Annotated in this window: 20 protein-coding genes; 15 read left to right on the top strand and 5 right to left on the bottom strand. The window is 67.6% G+C overall.

The genetic code is table 11. The features are described from left to right. Positions 1-30 precede the first annotated feature (30 nt). The 10 genes from ACWEKR_RS21250 (at position 31) to ACWEKR_RS21205 (ending at position 12,613) form a co-directional block, all read left to right on the top strand. A complete protein-coding gene (locus ACWEKR_RS21250; protein WP_452355981.1) occupies positions 31-1,107 on the top strand; it encodes a glycosyltransferase family 4 protein in 1,077 nt (358 codons plus the stop codon). Continuing rightward, a complete protein-coding gene (locus ACWEKR_RS21245; protein ID WP_452355931.1) occupies positions 1,104-2,234 on the top strand; it encodes a glycosyltransferase in 1,131 nt (376 codons plus the stop codon). Before ACWEKR_RS21250 ends, ACWEKR_RS21245 begins: the two co-directional genes overlap by 4 nt. A 158-nt stretch (positions 2,235-2,392) precedes the next feature. Next, positions 2,393-3,646, top strand: coding sequence for a lipopolysaccharide biosynthesis protein (locus tag ACWEKR_RS21240; protein ID WP_452355980.1), 1,254 nt, complete (start codon positions 2,393-2,395; stop codon positions 3,644-3,646). Between the two features lie 2 nt (positions 3,647-3,648). After that, positions 3,649-4,665: a CgeB family protein gene (locus ACWEKR_RS21235; protein WP_452355930.1), complete on the top strand. Its 1,017-nt coding sequence runs from the start codon at positions 3,649-3,651 to the stop codon at positions 4,663-4,665. 50 nt (positions 4,666-4,715) lie between these two features. Beyond that, on the top strand, positions 4,716-6,014 hold the full coding sequence (locus tag ACWEKR_RS21230; RefSeq protein WP_452355929.1) for a hypothetical protein: 1,299 nt from the start codon (positions 4,716-4,718) through the stop codon (positions 6,012-6,014). A gap of 11 nt (positions 6,015-6,025) precedes the next feature. Then, positions 6,026-7,291, top strand: coding sequence for a protein tyrosine kinase (locus ACWEKR_RS21225; protein WP_452355928.1), 1,266 nt, complete (start codon positions 6,026-6,028; stop codon positions 7,289-7,291). Next, positions 7,288-8,646 (top strand): glycosyl hydrolase family 28-related protein, encoded by a 1,359-nt coding sequence (locus ACWEKR_RS21220; protein WP_452355927.1) that lies wholly within the window; start codon positions 7,288-7,290, stop codon positions 8,644-8,646. Before ACWEKR_RS21225 ends, ACWEKR_RS21220 begins: the two co-directional genes overlap by 4 nt. Continuing rightward, complete coding sequence (locus ACWEKR_RS21215) at positions 8,643-9,974, top strand: GNAT family N-acetyltransferase (RefSeq protein WP_452355926.1); 1,332 nt, start codon at positions 8,643-8,645, stop codon at positions 9,972-9,974. Before ACWEKR_RS21220 ends, ACWEKR_RS21215 begins: the two co-directional genes overlap by 4 nt. 180 nt (positions 9,975-10,154) lie before the next feature. Beyond that, positions 10,155-11,522, top strand: coding sequence for a glutamate-1-semialdehyde 2,1-aminomutase (locus ACWEKR_RS21210; RefSeq protein WP_452355925.1), 1,368 nt, complete (start codon positions 10,155-10,157; stop codon positions 11,520-11,522). Continuing rightward, on the top strand, positions 11,519-12,613 hold the full coding sequence (locus ACWEKR_RS21205; RefSeq protein WP_452355924.1) for a glycosyltransferase: 1,095 nt from the start codon (positions 11,519-11,521) through the stop codon (positions 12,611-12,613). The genes ACWEKR_RS21210 and ACWEKR_RS21205 overlap by 4 nt, the downstream gene beginning before the upstream one ends. Here ACWEKR_RS21205 and ACWEKR_RS21200 read toward each other — a convergent pair. The 4 genes from ACWEKR_RS21200 to ACWEKR_RS21185 form a co-directional block, all read right to left on the bottom strand. Further along, positions 12,540-13,049, bottom strand: coding sequence for an NUDIX hydrolase (locus ACWEKR_RS21200; RefSeq protein ID WP_452355923.1), 510 nt, complete (start codon positions 13,047-13,049; stop codon positions 12,540-12,542). The two genes, ACWEKR_RS21205 and ACWEKR_RS21200, sit on opposite strands and share 74 nt — an antisense overlap. A gap of 154 nt (positions 13,050-13,203) precedes the next feature. Then, positions 13,204-14,094, bottom strand: coding sequence for a hypothetical protein (locus tag ACWEKR_RS21195; protein WP_452355922.1), 891 nt, complete (start codon positions 14,092-14,094; stop codon positions 13,204-13,206). 103 nt (positions 14,095-14,197) lie between these two features. Next, on the bottom strand, positions 14,198-14,404 hold the full coding sequence (locus ACWEKR_RS21190) for a DUF397 domain-containing protein (RefSeq protein ID WP_452355921.1): 207 nt from the start codon (positions 14,402-14,404) through the stop codon (positions 14,198-14,200). Next, positions 14,401-15,327 carry a helix-turn-helix domain-containing protein gene (locus ACWEKR_RS21185; protein WP_452355920.1) on the bottom strand — a complete coding sequence of 309 codons (927 nt, stop codon included), beginning with the start codon at positions 15,325-15,327 and terminating at the stop codon, positions 14,401-14,403. The genes ACWEKR_RS21190 and ACWEKR_RS21185 overlap by 4 nt, the downstream gene beginning before the upstream one ends. 411 nt (positions 15,328-15,738) lie before the next feature. On the opposite strand from ACWEKR_RS21185, the gene ACWEKR_RS21180 reads away from it, so the two are divergent. Continuing rightward, complete coding sequence (locus tag ACWEKR_RS21180; RefSeq protein WP_452355919.1) at positions 15,739-16,101, top strand: hypothetical protein; 363 nt, start codon at positions 15,739-15,741, stop codon at positions 16,099-16,101. A gap of 580 nt (positions 16,102-16,681) precedes the next feature. On the opposite strand, the gene ACWEKR_RS21175 is transcribed toward ACWEKR_RS21180, so the two are convergent. Then, positions 16,682-17,509, bottom strand: coding sequence for a helix-turn-helix domain-containing protein (locus tag ACWEKR_RS21175; RefSeq protein ID WP_452355918.1), 828 nt, complete (start codon positions 17,507-17,509; stop codon positions 16,682-16,684). 85 nt (positions 17,510-17,594) lie between these two features. Here ACWEKR_RS21175 and ACWEKR_RS21170 point away from each other — a divergent pair, with 85 nt between their 5' ends. The 4 genes from ACWEKR_RS21170 (at position 17,595) to ACWEKR_RS21155 (ending at position 21,501) form a co-directional block, all read left to right on the top strand. Continuing rightward, entirely contained in the window at positions 17,595-18,458 is an 864-nt protein-coding gene (locus tag ACWEKR_RS21170; protein WP_452355917.1) for an NAD(P)H-binding protein, read from the top strand. A gap of 105 nt (positions 18,459-18,563) precedes the next feature. Further along, positions 18,564-18,908 carry a hypothetical protein gene (locus tag ACWEKR_RS21165; RefSeq protein WP_452355916.1) on the top strand — a complete coding sequence of 115 codons (345 nt, stop codon included), beginning with the start codon at positions 18,564-18,566 and terminating at the stop codon, positions 18,906-18,908. Positions 18,909-19,723: 815 nt separating this feature from the next. Continuing rightward, a complete protein-coding gene (locus ACWEKR_RS21160) occupies positions 19,724-20,671 on the top strand; it encodes a DNA-processing protein DprA (protein WP_452355915.1) in 948 nt (315 codons plus the stop codon). Further along, positions 20,668-21,501, top strand: a complete 834-nt coding sequence (locus ACWEKR_RS21155; protein ID WP_452355914.1) for a ComF family protein — start codon at positions 20,668-20,670, stop codon at positions 21,499-21,501. The genes ACWEKR_RS21160 and ACWEKR_RS21155 overlap by 4 nt, the downstream gene beginning before the upstream one ends. Positions 21,502-21,572 lie beyond the last annotated feature (71 nt).

Below are 21,572 nucleotides of genomic sequence, written 5' to 3'. Positions count from 1 at the left end.
GTCATGATCAGCGCTTCCGGCGCGGTGCGGGTGCACATGACCGGATCGGAGTGGTTCGGCGCCGCGCCCGGCGGCCTGGGCCGATACTTCACGGACTTGCACGGCGCATTGCTGGACGTTCCTGGTATTTCGTTGTCCGCCGCCGCCTTCGGCCCGCCCGACCGGACGGTGGCCGGTACCCGATCCTGGGGACCGGTCGGGGGGTCGACACTGCACCGCGCCCGCACCGCGTTCCGCGCTCGCGACGCGTTGCACCCCGGCACCGTCGTGGATCGCCACTTCTGCCTCTACGGCCCGGCCGCCAGAGACCGGCGTGGTCGACGGCTACCACTGGTCGTGCATTTCCACGGTCCGTGGGCGGCGGAGAGCCGAATGCACGGACAGCATTCCGCCGCAGCTTTCGCCAAATACCTCATCGAACGTTTGCGTTACGTTTGCGCGGATCGTTTCGTCGTGCTTTCCGATCACTTCCGCACTGTGTTGTGCGACGACTACCGCATCGCGCCGGATCGCGTCGAGGTGATCGCGCCCGGAGTCGATCTCAGCCGGTTCCGAGCCGCCCCGGTCCCCGCGGCCCCGCCGGTCGTCCTGTGTGTGCGGCGGCTGGAGCGCCGGATGGGGATCGATGTGTTGCTGCGCGCGTGGCCCGGGGTACTCGCCGAGCATCCGGAGGCTCGTCTGGTCATCGTCGGAACCGGCAGCGCCGAGGCGGATCTCCGACGCGGAGCGATCGAGGGCGGGCTCGACGTCAGCGTCGAGTTCACCGGCCGGATTCCCGACCGGGAACTCGCCGCCCGCTACACCGCCGCCGCGCTGACCGTGGTGCCGACGGTGGCCCTGGAGGGATTCGGCCTGATCGCCCTCGAGTCGCTCGCCGCGGGCCGGGCGCCGGTGGTCACTCGGTGCGGCGGTTTGCCCGACGCCGTGCGGGGCCTGGATCCGTCGCTGATCGTGCCGCCCGGCGACCCCACCGCGCTCGCGGCTCGGATCAGCGCGGCGATCGCAGGCGCTCGGCCCTCACCGGCGCAATGCCGCGCCCACGCGGAGACCTTCAGCTGGCAGGTCGCCGCTCTGCGGCACGCGGCGCTGTACCGGGAACTCACATGAGTGGCCCCGCGGTTTTCCTCGGCCACACCGCCGCGCCGTCCGGAGCCGAATTGGCCACCTTGCGGCTGCTGCGCACGCTGCGGACGCAGGGCACCGAAGTGGCGCTGGTGTGCACCGACGACGGCCCGGTGCTGGCCCGCGCCCGCGACGCGGGGATCGAAACCCGTGTCGTGACAGGCCGATTCGACAGCCGGGCGATGACCACGGGATCCGGCCCGTTGCGGCTGATCACGGGGTTTCTCGCGTTGCTGCGGCTGGGCTGGACGGTCGGCGGCGCGGTCCGCGAGCTGGGCGCTCGAGTACTGGTCGCGGAGAGCAGCAAAGCGCTGGTGCTGGGGGTGGTCGCGGCCCGCCGCGCCCGGGTGCCCCTCGTCTGGCAGGTCCACGACCGAGTATCCCGGGACTACTTCGGCTTGCTCCCTGCCACCGCTATCCGGCTGCTGGCCGCTCTGTTCTGCCGGGGACTGCTCGCCAACAGTCAGGGCACCCGGGAGACATTGCCCGCGCGCATCCCGGGGGTCGTCGCTTACCCGGGCGTCGTCCTGCCCGCCACACCGCCGACTCCCCGCACCCGCGCGGCCGCCGACGCGGTCGTGGTCGTCGTGGGACGGCTGAGCCCCTGGAAAGGCCAGGACGTGTTTCTGCGTGCCCTGGCGGCGGTACCGACCCGGCCCGCGGCGGTGTACCTCGTGGGCGGGACGTTCTTCGATGAACAACCCTTCCAGCAGCACCTGGAACAACTCGCTGACGAACTCGGCCTGGCCGTGACGTTCACCGGTCACGTCGACGACCCCGACCGGTATCTCGCCGAGGCCGACGTGCTCGTGCACTGCTCGGTGCTGCCCGAGCCGTTCGGGCAGGTAGTCGTCGAGGGTATGGCCGCGGGATGCGCGGTGATCGCGACGGTCCCCGGCGGCCCGGCCGAGATCATCGCCGACGGGCGTACCGGCCGGCTGGTGCCCGCCGGTGACGCAGCCGCGCTCACCGCGGCTCTCACCGAACTGCTCGGCGATCCGGCCGCACGCGCCCGGATCGCCGCCGCAGGCGCCGACCGCGCCCGCGACTTCGACATCGACACCACGGCGCGCGTGGTCACCCGTTTCCTCGACGAGGTGGCGCCGCCGTGACCGAACCCGATTACCTCGCCACGCTGACCACCGACGTCTTCCCCCGGGTCGAACTGCCCCGGCGCCCCGGCGGGGTACACCGTCGCGCCGACGGCGCGCGCGGCCCAGGAGGCGGTGGCGCGCACAGCAAGCCGAGCCGGTTCGAGGTACTCGGCGACATCGCACTGGTGAGTTTCGGCAGATACGGTCAGTACATCGTCACGGTCGTCACCGTGCCGCTGATCGCCCGGGTACTCGGCGCCCACGGCCTCGGTCTGCTCGCCATCGGCATGTCGGCTTACTTCATCGGCTCGCTCGTCGTGGATCTGGGCGTCACGCAGTTCTTGTCCGCCCGCGTGCCGGAGATCAACGCGCGCAGGGACACCCGGTTCCGGGAGATGAACCAGCTGCGTGGCGACTATCTGGCCATCCGCCTCGCCACGGCGGCGCTATTCGGTGTCGCCCTCGCCGTAGCCTTTGCCGTCCGCGTGCCCGAAGCCGCGCAGATGCTGCTGCTCGGCCTGTTCGTCGGTGGCTTCTGGTCCCTGTCGGAGGACTGGCTGCTGATCGGTGAGGGGCGGTTCGGCACCTCCACCGCGTATCAGAGCATCGGGCGGCTGTGCTATCTCGGGCTGCTGGTCGGCCTGCTTCCGCAACTGCCGAACCCGCACGTCGCCTTGCTGTGCCTATTGCTGTCCTCGGTGCCGACGGTGGCACTGACATGGTGGGATGCCTGGCGCCGGTACGGGTCACCGGCCCGTCCCCGCTACTACGGCGTCGTGCTGCGCCGCAGCGTGCCGGTGTTCGTCTCCCGGTTGCTGGTCACCGGCTACGGACAAGGCGCGGCGACGCTGTACTCGGCCGTGCTCGACGCCGTCTCGCTGGGCTTGTACTCGGCCGGAGACCGCCTGGTGCGCGCGGTCCAATCACTGCTCGACGCCATCGGCTTCGCACTGTTGCCACGGATGGCCCGGCGCGGCGACCATCTCGGGTTCTGGCGGTACAGCACACAGGCGCTGGCCGTGACCGTCGCCGTCGCCGCGCTCGCTTCAGCGGGCATCTGGCTGGCCGCGCCCCTGCTGATCCGGCTGGTCTTCGGTACCGAATTCGCCGCGTCCACCGGTCTGTTGCGGATCGAGGTGCTGATCCTGCCCGCCACGACGGTCACCTCGTTCATCACCACGGCCATCCTGCCGGTGCGCCAGGACACCACCGGTGTCCTGATCGGCGCGCTGCTCGGCACTCTCGTCGCCATCGGCGCATTGCTGCTGACCGTCTGGACCCGCTCGGTGCACACCTTGGTCTACGGCCTGCTGCTGGCCGAAATCACCGTCGCCACCTGGCATCTGCTGCGGATGCGGTTCCTGGCCCGCCGCGACCACGCCGAAGCCGACACCGTGCCGCTGCCTGTCGTGCCAAGGAAGGGAACCTGACCATGAGAATTCTGTTCGTCGGCGACGACTGGCTCGGCAGCAACGCGCGTTCGCTGGCCGACGGCTTCCGGCAAGCCGGCCACGACGTGCTCGTGGTCGACTCCACCCCGGTGACTCTCCCGGCCAGGTTGTCGCCACCGTGGGTGTACGCGAAGGCGACCGGTCGGCGCGACCGGCGCACGATCGAACGAGTACACACCCAGATCGAACGCAACGCTGCCACGTTCCGGCCCGACATGCTGTTCGTGTTCAAGGGGATCCATCTGGACCAGCAACGACTGCTCGACGTGTCCGCCGCACTGCACGTGCACTACAGCCCGGACGACGTGTCCAACCCCGAGAACCTCACCGACGCCTACCTGGCCGCGGAACCCGGCTGGGACCTGATCGTCACCACCAAACAGCACAACGTGCCGGAGTTGCGGGCGCGTGGCGCCCGGGCCGCCGGTTTCGTGCTCAGCGCTTACGACCCGGCGTGGCATCATCCGGCGGCGCGCCGCGGCGCCGGTGACTATCTGGTCGGTTTCATCGGAGTGTGCCGGCCCGACCGCCGCGCCGAACTGGTGTCCCTGGCTCGACGCTACGGACCGGGCCTGCTGGTCCGCGGCCCCGGCTGGCGCCGCGTTCCGGAGTTGCGCGCCACCCGCGCCGTCGTCGGCGGCGCGGTGTACGGCGCCGGGTATTCGGCCGCGATCGCCCAGGTGAGGGCCAATCTGGTGCTGCTCAACTCCGGCAACCGCGACACCCATACCTGCCGCACCTTCGAGGTGCCCGCCGCCGGTGGATTGTTCGTCGGTGAACGCACCGGCGAACACGCCGACCTGCTGCGCGATACCGTCGAGTGCTTCCTGTTCGACGGCACCGACGAGCTGGTGTCGATTCTCGATTGGGTTGCCGCCCATCCGGATCGGGCCGCCGAGGTCGCGGCGGCCGGGCACCGGCGGATCACCGCCGAGGGGCATCGTTACGTGGATCGCGCCCGGCAGATCGTCGGCCTCGCCGCGGAGGTCGCGAACTGAACGCCTACACCGATATAGCCGCCGTCGCGGCCGCATTGATCACGGTCGTCGTGGCCGCACTGTGGGTTCCCGGCATCGCCCGCGTGTTCTTCATCGCGCAGGCACTTTTCTGGTCACTGTCCTACGTGGCGCGGCCGCTGGTGCTGCTCGCGGTGCAGCCGGACCCGCATTACGGCGACAACATCTCCGACCCCCGGCTGGCTGGTCTGGGGTACGACCGGGGAATCGGTCTGGTGCTCGACCACGTCGTACTCGGCTTGTGGTGTTACGCGGTGCTGGTGATCGGTTACGCGCTCTGGCGGCGTCGGCACCCGCCTCGCGCCGTCCCGGCCGCGGTCGCGGACCCCGACGTGATGCCGACGCTGTTGATGCTCTACGCGGTCGGGCTGTTGGGCCGGGCGGCCTCGGTGGCCACCGGATCGCTGGGCACTGCCGGTGAGGTCAGCAGCGGCAACCCGCTGCTCAGTTTCGTCGCGACGTTCGCCGGGATCGCGGCGCTCGGGATGATCGTCTTCCTCCGGCCGGCCCGGCCGCAGACCACGGCGCTGGTGCTCGGCGCGCTGTTCGCGGGCGAACTGTACTGGTCGTCGGCCGTGCAGTCCAAGACACCGATCCTCGCCGCCGCACTCGCTCTGGCCGTCCGGTTTTCGATGCTCGGCTGGAACCGGCGCACCACCGTCGGTGTGGCGCTGATCGGCGTGCTCGGCGTCGCCGGGTTCGGCTGGCTGCAGTCGTTCAAGAACTCCGGCACGGCCGCCCTCGACGCCACCGTCGTCGACTCCCGTTACCCGGCGAACGTCCGGCCGTTCCTGAGTATCCTGCGGCGTTTCGACCTGCTCGAAGCCGCCACCGACGCCTACTTCGTCGGCCCGGGCGGCTGGTTGTCCCCCGGCGAAGTACTGCACCACGCGAGCCTCAGCCTGATCCCGGCGCAGGTGCTCGGCGCCGAGAAGCTCCAATCCGGCACGGCGTGGGCGAACGACGTGCGTGGCGCGTCGGTGGATATGAGCACCGTGTCGGTGTCCTTGGCGGAGGGCAACGTCAACGAAGGCTATCTGCTCGGCGGCGAGGCGGGCGTGGTCGTCGCCGTCGTGTTCACCTTCGTGCTGCTGCTCGCCTGGGAGCGATCGCTGTATTCGCGGTACTTTCCCGTCCTGGTGCTGGGGCTCGCGATCACCGGCGCCTCCACCCTGTTCGAACGCGGCATCCTGGGCAGCTTCGAGAATCTCGGCAAATTCGCGCAGTCGGCCGTGCTGGCCTGGTTCGTCCATTTGATCGTCACGGAATTCCGCCGCCGCCCGCCGCCGCTCCCGGCACCGGCGCACGCTTCAGCAGTTACGAAGACATGAGGTCGCAGTCCATGGGTTTGATCGATATCTGGCACATCGTTCGGCGGCGGTGGGTGCTGATCGCCGTGATCGCGCTGACCGTGACGGTGGCCGCCGTCTGGAACGCCTCGTCGCGGGCGGTGACCTACGTGGCCAGCAGCACCATGTACGTCTCGATGGCCACCGGTACCTCGGTCAACGACTCCTACCAGGGCGGCCTGGCGGCCCAGCAGCGCGTGCGCTCCTATCTCGAACTGGCCACCAGCGCCGCGGTCGCCGAGCGGGTCGTCCACGACCAAGGGCTGACCGAATCGCCGGACGAGTTCCGCGGCCGGATCACCGCCTCGTCGCCGCCCGCCAGCACGATCCTGGAGATCGCGGTCTCCGCGCCCACCGCGCAGCGGGCGCGTGATCTCACCGACGCCACGGTCGCCCAGTTCCGTGCTCTGGTCGACAGTCTGGAATCCATCGAAACAGGCGCTGCTCCCGCCGCCCGCGTCTCGGTCGTCGACCGTGCCCGGCTACCGGCTGCTCCGTCAGGCCCCGGCACCAGCCGGTTCGTCGCCATGGGCTTGTTCGGTGGACTGCTGCTCGGCTTCGCAGCCGCGTTTCTGCGTGAACGCACCGACCGGCGTATTCGCACCAATAGCAACCTCGCCGAGGTCGCGCCGGTCCCGGTCGTCGCTGCCTTCGACCAGGGAGAATCCACCTCCGAGGCGGCCCGGCGACTGCGCAATCACCTGCGGGGGGCCCAGATCATCGAATGCACCAGCCTCACCGACCGATCACAATCAAAGGTGGCGAACACCCTGGCGCTGGCCTTCGCCGATGCCGGTCATCCGGTGATCCTCGTCGACGCCGACACCTCCGGCGGCGGAAGCTCCGGTGCGATGCCGGGTCCGGGCCTGACGACACTGCTGCGCGGCGGCGTACCACTGGACCGGGCGATCACCGCCGACTGGGGCGGGACGGGGGTCGCGGTGCTGCCGATCGGGCACATCGAGCCGGACACGTCCGACCTGATCGCCTCGGAGCACTTCGCTCATCTCATCGCCGATCTGCGCGAGCGTTACTACCGCGTGGTCATCGAGACCGCGCCGGTCGGCTCCGCCGCCGACGCGGTCGCCGTGGCGCCCTTATCCGATGCCGTCCTCGGCGTCGCCGATCTCGGCAGACTCACCGAACCACAGTTGCGTGCCGCCCTGACCGCGTTCGGCACGGCCGGGTTGACCGGTGTGGTCAGCCACCGCACACCCGGTTCGGCGGTGGACCGGCTGGTGGAAAGGTTGAAGGTATGAGCGACGACTTTCTCCGGCGGCGCCGTTTGCTCGCCGCGACTCTGGGTGCGGCGGCAGCGATTCCGCTCACCGCCGCCTGCGGCACAGCCGAGCCGGACGACCCGCAGTTCCGGTCGCCCACCACCGATGCGCCCGGGGCACGCAACGTCCGGGATTTCGGAGCCGTCGGAGACGGAATCGCCGATGACACCAAGGCATTGGCCGCAGCCGTGGCCGCGGACCCGAACGAGCCGCTGGTGCTCTACCTGCCCGCCGGGCACTACCGGGTCGAGTCGATGCCCGATCTGCCCGACTATGCCACGATTCTCGGCGACGGCGCCGACGTCACCACGATCGTCTACGCGGGCAACGGCACTCTGGTGCGGCTGCGCAGGCGCAGCCGGGTCCGTTTCGCCAGGCTGGGGATCTTCACCACAGGTCCCGGCTCGACCGCGGTCGAACTGTCGGAATGCTTCCGCTGCTCCTTCGACGCGGTGGTACTGCGCGGCAACCACCTCAGCGACAACCATCCGCAGTACCTGACCCAGCGCGGCGTCGTGTTGCGCGACAACACCGGCGGCACCGCCTTCATCAACTGCGATATCAACAACTTCGGGATCGGGCTGACCACATCCTGTATCCAGAACTACGTCACCTCCTCGAAGTTCACCAGCAATCACACCGGCGTCCTCGGCACCGGCAACGACCACAACGCCGGGCTGGCACTCACCAACGTCGAATTCGTCTCCGACCAGAATCCGCTCACCACCGACCGCCACCTGCGGGTCGACGGTGCCGCCAACGACTGGTGGCTGACCAACGTGTGGTTCGAAGGCGCCGAGGTCGCCCTGTCGGTCGGCGAGAACGGGCGCGGCGGGCCCGCGCAGTTCGGCATGGTCAACGCGAAGGTCGCGGCCCGTTCGGTCGGGATCGAACTGAACTACTGCCGACAGCCGTATCTGGCGAACGTGATCTTCGACGCGGAGTCGCGGCCGCCGGGCATCCCGGTGCGCGTGGATCCCGTCGGGTGTCCGGAAGGCACCGCGGTCGGATTGATCTCCGGGATCACCGACGACATTCCCGTCGAGACGTTTCCGACCGGCTGGAACGTCATCGGCCGCAAGGGCATGCGCACGCCGCGCTTCACCGGCACCGTGGTGTCCCAAGCGGGGCCGCACGGCGCGGACGTGTTCCAGGCGCAGAGCGGCGACGGCGCCGTCCGCGCCGCGGTGACCGCCGACGGAACCTGGGTCTGCGAGCACGCCGACAACGGTCCCGTGCTGAAGGCGCCCGACGGCGGATACTGGCGGCTCACCGTCTCCGACGACGGCAAGCTGAGCACGGTAGCGCTCGGCAGGAAGCGTCCCGGCGGATGACCCGACGACGGCACCGCCGCATCGAAGCGCAGCCGGCCATCACCGGTCCCATCGGTACGGCGGTGCGGTTGCGGCCGCCGCGCTTCGATGATTTCGCGGAGTGGCGGCGGATCCGGCTCCGTGACCGCGCGATCATCGAGCCCTACTGGGTCAGCTCGGAACAGGATTGGCCCGCCCGCCACACCGCCCGCCACTGGGTGCGGGAATGCCTCGACAACCGGGCCGACGCACGCGCCGGGCGACGGATGAGCATGGTCATCGAGGTGGCCGGTCGGTTCGCCGGACAGGTCGAACTGGCCTCGATCGACCCGGCGACCGGCAGCGCCGAGCTCGGCATCTGGATCGGCTCCACCGTCGCGGGCGGCGGTATCGGCGCCCTCGTCCTGACCATGATGACGGTCTTCGGATTCGACAGCCTCGGCCTCATGCGAATCAGCGCACCGATCGCGCCCGGCAACATCGCCGCGGCCAAGATCGCGGCCGCGGCGGGCCTGCGGTACGAAGCCCGGATGCGCACCTATTTCGATGCCGGGGGCGCACGCCGGGACCACGAGCTGTGGGCGGTAACCCGCGCCGATCGGCCCGACCACGGGTTCACCGCCGGCCATCCGGCCCGGCAACGCCTCCACCCGACGACGACGCGACTGCCCGCCGCCGCTGCCGTCCCGCACGGGCCGCCCCCCATGAGCATCGCGGCCGCGCATCTGCGGTACCAGCTATCCCGATTGCGGCGGGTGTTCCGATGGCTGCGGGGCAGCGCCGCCATCGCACTCACCGACTCCGATGACCGCGGTGTGCTGGTGCGATCACGCCGTGTCTCCGACTTCCGCCGGCGCCGCGCGGCCCGTATCCGCAACCGTGCGACGCTGGCGCGTGATCCGCACATGTCACCCGCCGCCTGGCTGCGCCGGCATTCGCTGCGCCACTGGCTGGCCGAACTCGCCGAAGCCAGGACCGGCCTGCGTTCCCGGCCGGGGCTGACGCTGACGATCCTCGACGACGGCCGCTTCGCCGGGGAAGCCCGCCTGCACGGGCTGGACATGTTCGATCACAACATCCGGCTCAGCGTCTGGACCGATGCCTCGGCCCGCCCGGAACTGCGCGCACGCGTGCTCCGCCTACTGGTGCGCCATGCGACCGAACGGCTGGGAATCCTCCGCATCGCCATCGCGATCCCGGTATCCGACCCGGCCGCGGCGGCCGCGGCCGCCACGGCCGGGTTCGCCGAGGAGGGGCGGATGCGCGGGTACCTCGATGTCTTCGGACCGCGTGGCGATCACGACCTCTGGGCGTACAGTCATCCGGCCGGCACGGCTGCCCCCGGATGACGCCCCCGTGGAGGGCCGAGCTCGTGCGTTCGGCGACCGGGTGCGCCCCGGCGCACGACCACAACGCCTCCGGTCGGTTCCGCGACCCGCCCTACGCCGGAGCGTATCCCCGTCCGCCACTTCCGCTCTGCGATCCCGGCTTCCCGCCGGTACCCGCCCGCACCGCATAGGGAGCACCAGATGAACCTGCACCCCGACGTCCCACCGCACCACGGGTTCGCCCGCAGCAATGCGCTGCAGCGTCGGCTGCACGAGCTGGTGCCCGGCGGCGCTCACACCTACGCCCGCGGAGCCGACCAGTATCCCGAGCAGATGGCGCCGATACTGGTGCGCGGCAACGGATGCCGCGTGTGGGACGCCGATGGCAACCAGTACGTCGAATACGGAATGGGCTTACGTTCGGTCACTCTCGGCCATGGCTACGCACCGGTTCTCGACGCCGTGACGACCACGATCGCCGACGGCGTGAACTTCAGCAGGCCGACCGAACTGGAACTGCTCGCCGCCGAGGACTTCCTGGATCTCGTTCCCGGTGCGGACATGGTCAAGTTCGCCAAGAACGGCTCGGATGCCACCACCGCCGCCGTCCGGCTGGCCCGGGCCGTGACCGGCCGCGAGCGGATCGCCGTCTGCGAGCAGCCGTTTTTCTCGGTCGACGACTGGTTCATCGCGACGACACCGATGTCGGCGGGCATTCCCGATCATGTCGGCGCCGATATCGTCCGGTTCTCCTACAACGACGTCGACGCTCTCGCCGCGGTCCTGGCGGGCGACAGCGTGGCCGCGGTCGTCATGGAGGCGGCCACCGCAACGGCGGAACCCGAGCCCGGCTACCTCCAAGCGGTACGCGCTCTGTGCGATCGGCACGGCACCTTGCTGGTGTTCGACGAGATGATCACCGGATTCCGCTGGGCCGCCGGCGGCGCGCAGTCGGTCTACGGCGTGACTCCCGACCTGTCTTGCTGGGGCAAGGCCATGGGTAACGGATTCCCCATCTCGGCCCTCGCCGGACGACGCGAGTATCTGGAGCGGGGCGGCCTGCGCACCGGTGCCGACCGCGTATTCCTGCTGTCCACCACGCACGGACCGGAAACCAGCGGGCTCGCGGCCTTCCGCGCGGTCGCCGCGGCCTACCGGACCGGGGATCCGATCTCCCGCATGGAAACGGCGGGCGCCGCACTGGCGACCGGATTCGCCTCGCTAGCAGACGAACTGGGCATCGGTGACCACCTCCGGGTCCGCGGTCGCTCCTCCTGCCTCATCTTCGAAACCCTCGATTCCCACGGAAAACCGAGCCAGGCATTCCGCACCTTGTTCCTGCAAGAACTGCTCCAACGCGGAGTGCTCGGGCAATCCTTCGTCACCTCGGCGGCACACGACCACGACGCGATCGCCGCCACCCTGGCGGCTTGCGCGGAGGCGGCACAGGTGTACCGCACCGCCCTCGAACGGGGCGCCGTCGACGGACTGCTGCGCGGACGACCGGTCGCTCCCGCCCTTCGCCGCACCGCAGCACCGCGACAGATCGAAACGAGCGCATCCCGATGAGCGCACCCCGCATCGCCATCGTCCACGAACGGTTCACCGAATTCGGCGGGTCCGAAGCCGTGGTGGGGGAGTTCGCCCGCACCTGGCCCGGCGCGGACATCTACGCGCCGATCGCCATGCCGAGCGGAATCCGCCCGCCCGTCCAGCACGTCCACGACAGCTGGCTATCCCGCGCCCACATACTGACCCGCGGCCGGCACGCCCCTCTGCTGCCGCTCGTGCCCCGTTCCCTGCGGCGTATGCCGTTGCGGGGCTACGACGCCGTGGTCGTCAGCCACCACTCATTCGCCACCCAGGCCGCACTGGCCACCGACGCGCCCGTGATCGCCTATGTGCACAGCCCTGCCCGATGGGCCTGGGATCGAGAGTTCCGTATCCGCGAAGCCGGCGGACGGGCCGGCCAGGTCGCCCTCGGCGCCTTGGGCGCACTGGCCCGCCACGCCGAGCTGCGAGCCGCTCCTCGCCTGGCCCGGGTGATCGCCAACTCGACCGCCGTCGCCGACCGGATCCGCGACTGGTGGGGCCTGCCGGCCACCGTGATCAATCCGCCCGTCGATGTCGACCGCTTCACCCCCGATCCCACACGCGCCCGCGAGGACTTCTTTCTCTACGCCGGTCGCCTTGTTCCCTACAAACGCGCCGATCTCGCCATCCGAGCCGCCCAACTCGCCGGGAAACGGCTGGTCGTGCTGGGCGACGGACGCTTCCGGGCTCAGCTCGAAGCTCTCGCCGGACCTGAGACGACTTTTCTGGGCGCCACCCCTACCGACACTCTGCGGGACATGTACCAACGCTGCCGCGCCCTGCTCATGCCCGGCGTGGAAGACTTCGGCATCGTCCCGGTCGAAGCCATGGCCTGCGGTACCCCGGTGATCGCCATCGGCGCGGGCGGCGCGCTCGACACGGTAAGACCCGGCACAACAGGCGAACACATCGCTCCGGGCGCCGATCCGGACGTCGTCACCCGCCTGGCCACGGCAATGGCGAACTTCGACACCGCCCACTACGACCCCCACGTCATCCGCGCCCACGCGGAAACGTTCGCACCCCCCGCATTCCGGGCACGAATGGCCGCATGCGTCGACGTGTGATCGGCCTGGTATCGAATTGCCGCCTGGTCCGGCCGCTCCCGCGGTGTCCCACATGATCACGCCATGTCCGCGGACGCTGCACAGCCTGCTGCCGATGCGGGCCGGCCGCGGCTTGCTCAGCCCAGGTAGGGCTGCGTCCGGCCTTCGATATGGTGTCGCAACGGAGGCGGACGGTTTCGTGGATCGGCTCGTGCCGGAGCTGTCGCGGGTGGAGAAACCGGACGTCGATGGATTCGTCGCTGACCGCCAAATGGCCGCCGATCACACGGGCGTAGTAGGTGATGTCGAACTCCTGGCGCACCTCGCCACCCGCGTAGGCGATGACATGTGCCGGGTCGGTGTAGGTGCCGAGTAGACCGGTGATTTCGATGTCGAGCCCGGTTTCCTCCTTGGTCTCCCGGATCACGCACTGTTCGAGGGTTTCACCTATTTCCATGGTGCCGCCCGGCAGCGACCAGTTGCCGGAGTCGGCTCGGCGCTGCAGGAGAATCGCCCCGGCCGCCGTCGACGATCAGAGCGGAGCCACCCGGCACCAGAGTGTTCGGTCTGGGGGCATGCGGATCTCGGTAGTAGTCGCGACGCCTGGTCATTCAGGTCAGCATTCCCCGGACTTCGGCGATACGCCGATGCAGCCGTGCCGAGTGCGCGGTGGCCGCTGCAGTTTGCGCCTGTCGGAGGGTGGCGCGTGCTGCGTCGAGTTCACGCTTCTTCAGGTACGACTCCGCGAGCCAGGTGCGATACAGGGCCACTTCACGGACTCGGTCGGCCGAGAGTTGTCCGATCGCACGCGAGAGCAGCGGGCTTGCCTTGGCCGGTTCGCCCAACTCCACAAAGCATCTGCCTGCCATCACATCTATCTCGGCGCGGTCCACCCAGTACACCCACTCGGGCTCAGGTATATCCGATGACCTGCGGTCATACGACTCATCTACCGCATCGAGCGCCCGTTTGGTTCCCTCGTGATCTCGTGAGCGTGCGCATGCCCACGCCAAGCGATCCGTCAGCAGGGATCGGACTACCGGAGGCGCGCCCGTCGCGCCTTTGACGGCGGTACGTGCGAGCAGCGTCGCCTCGCTGGGATTTCCGATATTGGCGATTTGATAGCTCAGGCTCGACAGAAGTTGTGCCGTCAACACGCGATCTCCGGCGTTGTCGGCGGCCGACGCGCCGCTCAGGTACAGCCGTTGGGCGTCGTCGTATCTACCTGCGTCGCTGGCCACCCACCCGGCAAGTTGTGCGAGTTCACCCGCGACTGTCAACAGCCGCTTGCCCACTCGCTCGGAGTAGCTGCATTCCGTGATGACCTTTCGCGCGCTTTCGAACTCCTGTCGTACCAGTGGGAACAAGTCCTCGCTACCAACGCTGTCATCCAGATGCCGGAGCTCGACGACACGTCGCTCCATTTCGGTCGCCAGCGAATCTCCGACACGTCGACCAGCGGAGGTATGCGCATCTCTGTGAAGGTTGCCGCGCTTGCTCATCTATGACCTCGATGGAATCGAGACATCGGGACCTCGGTGTACGCACCCCTGCCAGTACGACGAAGCCCGGTGGCGACGGATCGCTCCCAGCCGGGCTTCGGATTCACCGCTGGTCGTACTTGGCGTTGAGCACGCTCAGGGTAAATGTGTCCCATGCACCAGGTGTGAACACCAGCGCGGCCCCAGCGGGGTTTTTGGAGTCCCGCACGCCGACCATGCCGCCTTCCAGGTGTGCGACCTCGACGCAATCGTCCTTGCCGCCGCTGTGGCTGCTCTTGAACCAGCGTGTCCCGGATAGGTCCATGCTCATGGCGCGTACTCCTTTGCCACCTGCCGTAGCAGGCGCTTGCTTTCGGTTCGTCCCAACGCTACTCGCTGAATCTTTTGGAAGGCGTTGCGATAACGGCGCACGCTGTCCGGCCTTTCGAGATGAATACTGCCCGCGTAACTCTCGATGTACACGACTGGCGGTTCGAGCGCCTTGCCATCGCTGCTGGTACCGAAATCAAGGATCGTGAACGGCCCGGCCGTCGTGCCCACTGGGTAACCTGCCGTGTCGGGCAGCACTCTCACCGATACGTTCGGCGGCAAGTCTGCGAGGTGGCGGCACTGTCTCGCCATCACTCTGGGACCGTGGACTACTCGCCGCAGAACTCCTTGGTCGATGACGAGGTCGACGTGGAGGGGAGAGACTGTGCGCAGTATGAGGTTCTGGCGTTCCCGTCGTACGCGAAGACGCCGCTCGCGCTCTTCGGGCAAATCATCAACGAAGTACACCCGGTCCAATGCCTCGGCGTACTCGCGTGTCTGGAACAAGCCGGACACGATATCCGGCCGGTAGACGGTCACCGATTCGGCCGCAGACTCCAAGCCGAGATACACCCCGAAACTAGGTGCAACCTGGTCGGTGTACTCGTCCCACCAACTCGGCTCCATTCGCTGAGCAGCGAGCGCTTTCAGCTCACTTGCCCGCTCAGGCTGTCGATAGAGCCGACACAGGTTGTCGATGTCGGAATCGGAGATCTTGTTCGCGTTGCCCGTCTCGAGCCGTTGCAATGTGCCGGACCCCCGACTGATCGCCTTCGCGGCCATCAGGATCGACAGGCCGGACTCCAGGCGCATCGCACGTAAGACGCGGCCCAGTTGTCGATGTGGTACGCCCGGAGTCCGCGCCATGGATGACGACGAAACTGTGTTGCGCTGCGAATTCCCCCTGGTGAGCGGCTTGGCCACTGCTGCTGTCCCCTTCTGGTAGATGGCAAGCACTGCATTGGTGGGTGGCCCAACCCCCGAGCTGTGGATGACGCTGCTGCGGCGCCACGGGTGCCACCGAACAGCAAGTATGGGTGGTCACCTGGGAAAACGAGAAGGTTTTCGCGAATCACTCATTGGATCACCCATGCGTGGCGGGGGACTGCTGTGCTGCGCGCGTGCTGTGGAGGGTCGGCTGCTTTCGTGGGTCGGCGGAACCGGGCGCTCGTCAACCGTCTTTCTGTTGCGAGAGGGGAACAGATGGAAACGCATGTAGAGGGAGATACACCGTTGTCGCGGTGCCTGTTCTACCGGCGGGAGTGCGGCCTCCCCGCTGTGGTCGATCCGCCGGAACTCGGGCGAATAGTCATGCGCGCGGGATCGGTGTGGGCGATGACGATGCCAACTCGCGTCGGGCAGGCGGTGAAAGCGCACATGCAGACCAGAGGTGTCGTACTCGGGCCGATCGTGGGGCATCCGCGTTCGGGGCGCTGGACCTTCCTCACACGGCCCGACCTGCCCGATGACGTGCGACTGTTCGCGGAGTTGTTCCGGCTGGACGTGGCGGTCGCGCGGTCAGGAGCGACGATCGCGCTGCCTTCGCCCACCGCTGCCGTGGGAGCGATTCGGCATTGGATCGTGCCGCCGCGCAATGCCTTCCGCCCATCGGGTCAGGTGGTGGTCGAAGCGGTTCGGGCGTGGGCGGATCAGATGCCGCGTACTCGGCGGAGGGCAGGGATGACTCATGACGGATGACGAATCTCGCACTCGGCGGTTCCTCAGCGTCGACGAGTTCCGGTCCCGTCGCTCGCATGACAACCCACACTGGCCGGTATCCAGTCCCGCGGATGCCAGGAAGGCGCTGGTATTGCACCACGACTGTGACTATTCGTCCTGTACGACGCTCGTCGCGGCGGTGATAGTCAGCCGAGAGGACTACCGGTTCTTTCGCCGCACCGAAACGAACCGCGCCGAAACCGGAGGCGGTTGGACGCCCACACTGGGATCAGGTGCGTGATGTGCGGTGATTCCTGCACGAATCCGTCGGATGACGTCCACGTGAGCGTCTTCCTGCACGGCCTGCGAATGGATTTCGTCGCATGCATTACGGCAGCGATGACATTCGCGCGCGAATGGCGGCACGCCCATTACCCCGATGCGGTCGAAATCCTTCCGGACGGCGTGGAGGGCTTCCCCCGCCTCCCTTGCGAACGTCTGTACTGCGCGCGTGCCGTACGCCCGGTCAGTGGAGGCCGGTAAGTGCACTGCCCGGGAAAGGCGGTCGTCAGCTCGCGGGTTGTGCATCATTTCCACAAGGAACGCGATGTTGCCCCGATCAGCGCAAACGGGTGAGTGCGCGGCACGGGGAAGGGGCCGGGACTTCACCTCGGAGGTACGAGGTGGGTGGGACGCCCATCAGGCTGCGGAAGTCGGCCGTCATGTGCGACTGGTCGTAATAGCCCGTGCCGGTGGCGATATCGGCCAAGGATGCCTCGTCGGTCCGGGACAGGACCCGGCGGACTCGGTCGATGCGCGCGAAATGCTTGGGGGAGACGCCTATTCCGTTGGTGAACAGATTGCGGAGTTGGCGTTCGCTGACGGAGAGGCGCGCGGCGAGCTCGGTGACCGAAAGTGGGTGGTCGGCGGCGATGGCGGCTACGGCGGTGGTGAGCAGTTCTCGGCGGGCACGCTGGGCCGGGTCGTCGGGGATGCGGCGCGGCAGCTCGTTCTCCAGGTATGACACGACCTCGTCGTGGTCGAGTTCGATCAGCTCGGCGGCCAGGTGCGCGACCGGGCCGGGCAGGTCGTCCAATCGCAATACGCGATCGGTGAGGTCGGCCGCCGGAACGCCGAGCAGCGCGGGGACCGCACCGGGGGCCAGCCGCAAGCGAACACAGCCCGCGGGTTTGGCCGCGCGCGAGTAGCTCGCCTTGGTCTGCGGCCCGACGACCAGTGCGACACGGTGGTCGCCGCCCTCTCCGTGCTCGGTGCGCAGCACGATCGTGGTGGCCGTCTGCGGCACATGCGCGAACGGCTCCGACAGGTCGAGCACGGTCGGGATGCGGCCGAGTTCGGCCAGCCACGGCCGCAGTGACTCCGGCGCGGGCTGGAACGTCTCGACCAGCTCGGCCGTCACGACGGGCGGGCGCGGCAGGGTGGTCACCGCATCCACTATAGGCAGTCGCGCGCTCGGCAGGTGTGCCGGAATTTCCTAGAGACCTGCGCGAATGCCCGGCACGGTGATCCACATGATCGTGATCACCGGTGCCACCGGCACCATCGGCAGTGAAATCGTCCGGCAGCTGAGCGAGCGCGGGACCGCAATCCGCGCCGTCACCCGCAACCCGGATCGGGCCCACGTCCCCACAGGCGTCGAAGTGGTGCGCGGCGACTACACCGACCCCGCTTCCATGGCGAAGGCGATGGCCGGTGCGGAGGCCGCGTTCATCGTCGGCGTGCTCGGGCCGGAGTATGTGGAACTCGATCGTGCGCTGATCGCCACGGCGCGCGACGCGGGAGTCGGGCGGATCGTCAAACTTTCCGCCATCGGCACCGGCGACAGCGGTCTCGGCCGCGTCGGCACCTGGCATCTGCCCGGTGAGCAGGCCGCGCGCGAGAGCGGCGTGGACTGGACCATTCTTCGCCCCAGCTCCTTTGCCTCCAACACGCTGAGCTGGGCCGCCGCGATCCGGGCCGGACAACCGGTGCCGAACATGACCGGCAACGCCGCCCAGGGTGTCATCGATCCCCGTGATGTCGCCGGAGTCGCCGTCGAGGCACTGATTTCCGCCGACCACGCGGGCCGCGTCTACACCCTCACCGGGCCGGAATTGCTCACCACGCACGACCTGGCCGCGACTTTGGCTACGGTCACCGGCCGCCCGGTGGATGTGACCGATATTCCCGAGACCGAGGCGCGGGCGCATATGCTCGCGTCCGGAATGTCCGTCGAATTCGCCGACGGTGCGCTGGCGGGGCAAGCATATGCGCGTGCCGGGCACAATGCGATCGTGACCGCCGACGTGATCGAAATTCTTGGTCGAGCAAGAACTTTCGCGGAATGGGCCGCCGATCACGCGAGTGCGTTCGCGGCCGCCGACAGCACACCGTAGGCTGCATGTGATCAGCGCCACATCGAATTGCCGAACGATGTCCGCTCGGCAAGGGTGACATGACCGGCTGAACGGCCGGTGTGCTTACACGAAAAGGAAATTCGGATGCGTCAACGGGTCATGACGGTCTTGGTAGCGCTTGTGGCAGGCGGGTCCGCCGCCGCGTTCGGCGGGGCGAGCGCGTCCGCCGTGGCGGTGAACCCTTTCCCCGGCGGCACGGAGGTCTACTTCGACAACAATGAATCCGCTGCGATCGCGAACATGAATCTCGGCCCGGCGTTGAGTCAAGTGGCCGTCGCTTGGTCGCCGGGCGCGAAAGCAATGCTCGGCGAGGGGATCACCGAGCACGCCCGGTGGGCAGGCGAATCCCCGACCGGCGGAGTGTCGATCGAGGTCTACGGGTCGTTCCTCCAGCCCTCGCTGGTCACGGTCACCACCCTGCGCGGCTGAGCTATTTCCCGTTTGTGATTCGGTGTGCCAGGGGTATGCTCGCCCATGGCGTTATGCGCATGCATTGCCCGAATCCGCTGTGCTCGAGCATAGGGCTCGGACAGCGGCGGCGCGCAAGCGCGCGGCGAGACATCCGGCTGCCGCGCGACCCGCGCCGCGCCTTCGGTGCTTACCGACATGGAGACCTCCTGGCGGATGCCCGGACGGGACGACACTACGTGTGCCGTCCCGTCCGGTGTTCAGTTCGCGGTCGAGCGGAAACCGCGCAGCCGCAGGCTGTTGCTCACCACGAAGACCGAGGAGAACGCCATCGCGGCGCCCGCGAGCGTGCCGCGAAGAACGCAAACAGCGCGCCGCCGTGCCCGGCCGGATCGCGCCCTGCAGCGGGCCGGTCGACAGTTCCAGGACTGACTATCGCTGAGAAGGCTGCTGCTTCGGTGGCAGATATCCGCTCCTACCGGATGTCGGATATCCACACGGCAACGTGCGCCAGGCGGATGGCTGGGGGAGTAGTCGCCGGTCGGATGCCGGGACGTCCTGGAAGCAATCAGGCGGGATCTTCGAGGGTCTGACCGGGACGGATGGGGACGGCGGAGTTCAAGAAGCGCTGACCGGCTGCCGTGCGGTATGGGCCGGTCGTACTGCTCATGACTTCTCCGCGTGCGTCGGGGTCGACCGCAGAGAGAAGGGATCGTATAACGTCGAGCGTGGCCCGTTCCCCGAGATGGCTCGGGGAGACCCCATGGTATGGCTCGTCGGTCTATCATGACATATATCGAACGTGCGTTCGATAGCTAGCAGGTTGGAGGAGGTAGGTGACGAACCCGTACGCGCCCACGGACAGCGTGACTGGCCACTCGCTGACCTGGGATGACGGTGAACGTGCCGCGCTCGTGTCCCTGATGCGGCTGAAGCCGAAGAATGGGGACTGGTCCTGCCTGTCCGAAGAAGTGATTCAGCATGGAGGTGCCAGAGCGCTTTGGGACGCCGCTCATCCCAGGGATCTATTCGGTGAAGCAGACAATGCTGACCTCTTGGAAGCGGCGCGAAATGACATCGAAGCATGGAAGCGCGCCGATTTCGAGTTCCATACGTTCCGTGACGATTCCTACCCTACGCAACTTCGCACGGTCCGGCAGATGCCGCCCGTAGTCTTCACGCACGGACTGCTCCTCGACCACGACGACGGCGTGTGTGTCGTAGGCTCTCGGAAATCGTCCGACGATGGTATCCGTTTTGCCGAGGAGGTTGCCCGTCGGCTGGTTGCGCGCGATATATCCGTCGTGGCCGGACTGGCTGAGGGAATCGATACGGCGGCGCACCGAGCGGCGCTCGATTCCGGCGGTCGAACGGTCGCTGTACTCGGCAACGGTCTCAACCACGTGTATCCTCGATCGAATCGTGAGTTGCAGCGCGAAATCTCGGAGCGGGGTATGCTGCTGACGCACTTCCTGCCCGAATATTCGCCCACCAGATATTCATTTCTGGCAAGGAATGTGATCATGAGTGCCTATGGGGTGGCGACGGTGATCGTAGAAGCTGGAGAGCACAGTGGAACCCGTACGCAGGCGCGGGAAGCGGTTGCGCACGGAAGGCCGGTGATCCTGAATACCACGGTTGTCGAGTCGACAGAATGGGCGCGGCAGCTTCGTGGAAAACCGGGCGTCTACATCGCGGATTCTCCATACGAAGTGATACGGCATATCGATACTATTCTGGGACATCGTGCGCTGGTGCGAAACTGGTTGCACAGCGATCGATGAGACCCATCAGCCCTGCGGCTGACGTGCTGCGGCAAGTCGTTCAAGAGCGGGTAGGAACCACCTTCCACAATACGTACGTTCCAGGGACGCTCGGAATATGCCGTGTGTGCCGTGGCCCGGCGTCCGATGTCGATTACTGTGGAGCTTGTCGAGAACACCGGACGGCGTACGGAAGCCTGCTGGCCGACAAGACGATTTTGCTGACGTACGCGCAGGGTAACCTTCCAGGCGGAAAGCATCAATCGGCGCACGAAGTACGTGCTTATAAAGAGGGCGTCGACTTGTGTCGTGAGAATCTTCAGCTTGTGATCAGGTCGGCGGTAACACTGCATCATCAATGTATTTCCGCGCATCTCGGCTGGCAATGGGATTCTTTGACATTCGTCCCCTCGCAACAGCGAAATGGGCGAGAGCCTCCTGTATCGATGCTTGCCAACGCAGTGCTCACGAAGCTGACGTCGCCGCCGATCATGCCCACAAAGTTCCTGCTCGATACTGGTCCGGGCATAGTCGTGCGGCATGCACTCGTCAACGACCGGTTCATCGTGCCGGACAGGTATCGTTCAGCGGTGGAGGGCAAAAATGTACTCATCGTCGATGACACCTGGACAACCGGCGCAAGTATGCAAGGGGCCGCGATCGCGGTAAAGGATGCGGGCGCGCGCACTGTGACGGCTTTGTGTTTTGATCGATGGCTGCGTTGGGACTGGTCTGAGCATGCACAATTGCTGAAAACCCTCCGAAACCACTACGATCCGCTGGCCTGCCCGATCAACGGGGACATTTGTTCGGCGGCAGCCCAGTTTGTGGTGCCTACGGCAAGCGAATGATTCGCCGAGTCAACTGCACTGCCGCATAGGCTGCTGACGACGCCCGGACGGGACGACACTACGTGTGCCGT

The sequence above is a fragment of the Nocardia sp. NPDC004573 genome, assembly GCF_053602135.1.
This window is presented reverse-complemented; position numbering and strand designations above follow the sequence as displayed.

Coding starts and splice junctions, on each gene's coding strand:
- ACWEKR_RS21245 (WP_452355931.1), top strand. CDS start 1,104: ATGAGTGGCCCCGCGGTTTTCCTCGGCCACACCGCCGCGCCGTCCGGA.
- ACWEKR_RS21235 (WP_452355930.1), top strand. CDS start 3,649: ATGAGAATTCTGTTCGTCGGCGACGACTGGCTCGGCAGCAACGCGCGT.
- ACWEKR_RS21225 (WP_452355928.1), top strand. CDS start 6,026: ATGGGTTTGATCGATATCTGGCACATCGTTCGGCGGCGGTGGGTGCTG.
- ACWEKR_RS21220 (WP_452355927.1), top strand. CDS start 7,288: ATGAGCGACGACTTTCTCCGGCGGCGCCGTTTGCTCGCCGCGACTCTG.
- ACWEKR_RS21215 (WP_452355926.1), top strand. CDS start 8,643: ATGACCCGACGACGGCACCGCCGCATCGAAGCGCAGCCGGCCATCACC.
- ACWEKR_RS21210 (WP_452355925.1), top strand. CDS start 10,155: ATGAACCTGCACCCCGACGTCCCACCGCACCACGGGTTCGCCCGCAGC.
- ACWEKR_RS21205 (WP_452355924.1), top strand. CDS start 11,519: ATGAGCGCACCCCGCATCGCCATCGTCCACGAACGGTTCACCGAATTC.
- ACWEKR_RS21200 (WP_452355923.1), bottom strand. CDS start 13,049: ATGGAAATAGGTGAAACCCTCGAACAGTGCGTGATCCGGGAGACCAAG.
- ACWEKR_RS21195 (WP_452355922.1), bottom strand. CDS start 14,094: ATGAGCAAGCGCGGCAACCTTCACAGAGATGCGCATACCTCCGCTGGT.
- ACWEKR_RS21190 (WP_452355921.1), bottom strand. CDS start 14,404: ATGAGCATGGACCTATCCGGGACACGCTGGTTCAAGAGCAGCCACAGC.
- ACWEKR_RS21180 (WP_452355919.1), top strand. CDS start 15,739: ATGACGATGCCAACTCGCGTCGGGCAGGCGGTGAAAGCGCACATGCAG.
- ACWEKR_RS21170 (WP_452355917.1), top strand. CDS start 17,595: ATGATCGTGATCACCGGTGCCACCGGCACCATCGGCAGTGAAATCGTC.
- ACWEKR_RS21165 (WP_452355916.1), top strand. CDS start 18,564: ATGCGTCAACGGGTCATGACGGTCTTGGTAGCGCTTGTGGCAGGCGGG.
- ACWEKR_RS21155 (WP_452355914.1), top strand. CDS start 20,668: ATGAGACCCATCAGCCCTGCGGCTGACGTGCTGCGGCAAGTCGTTCAA.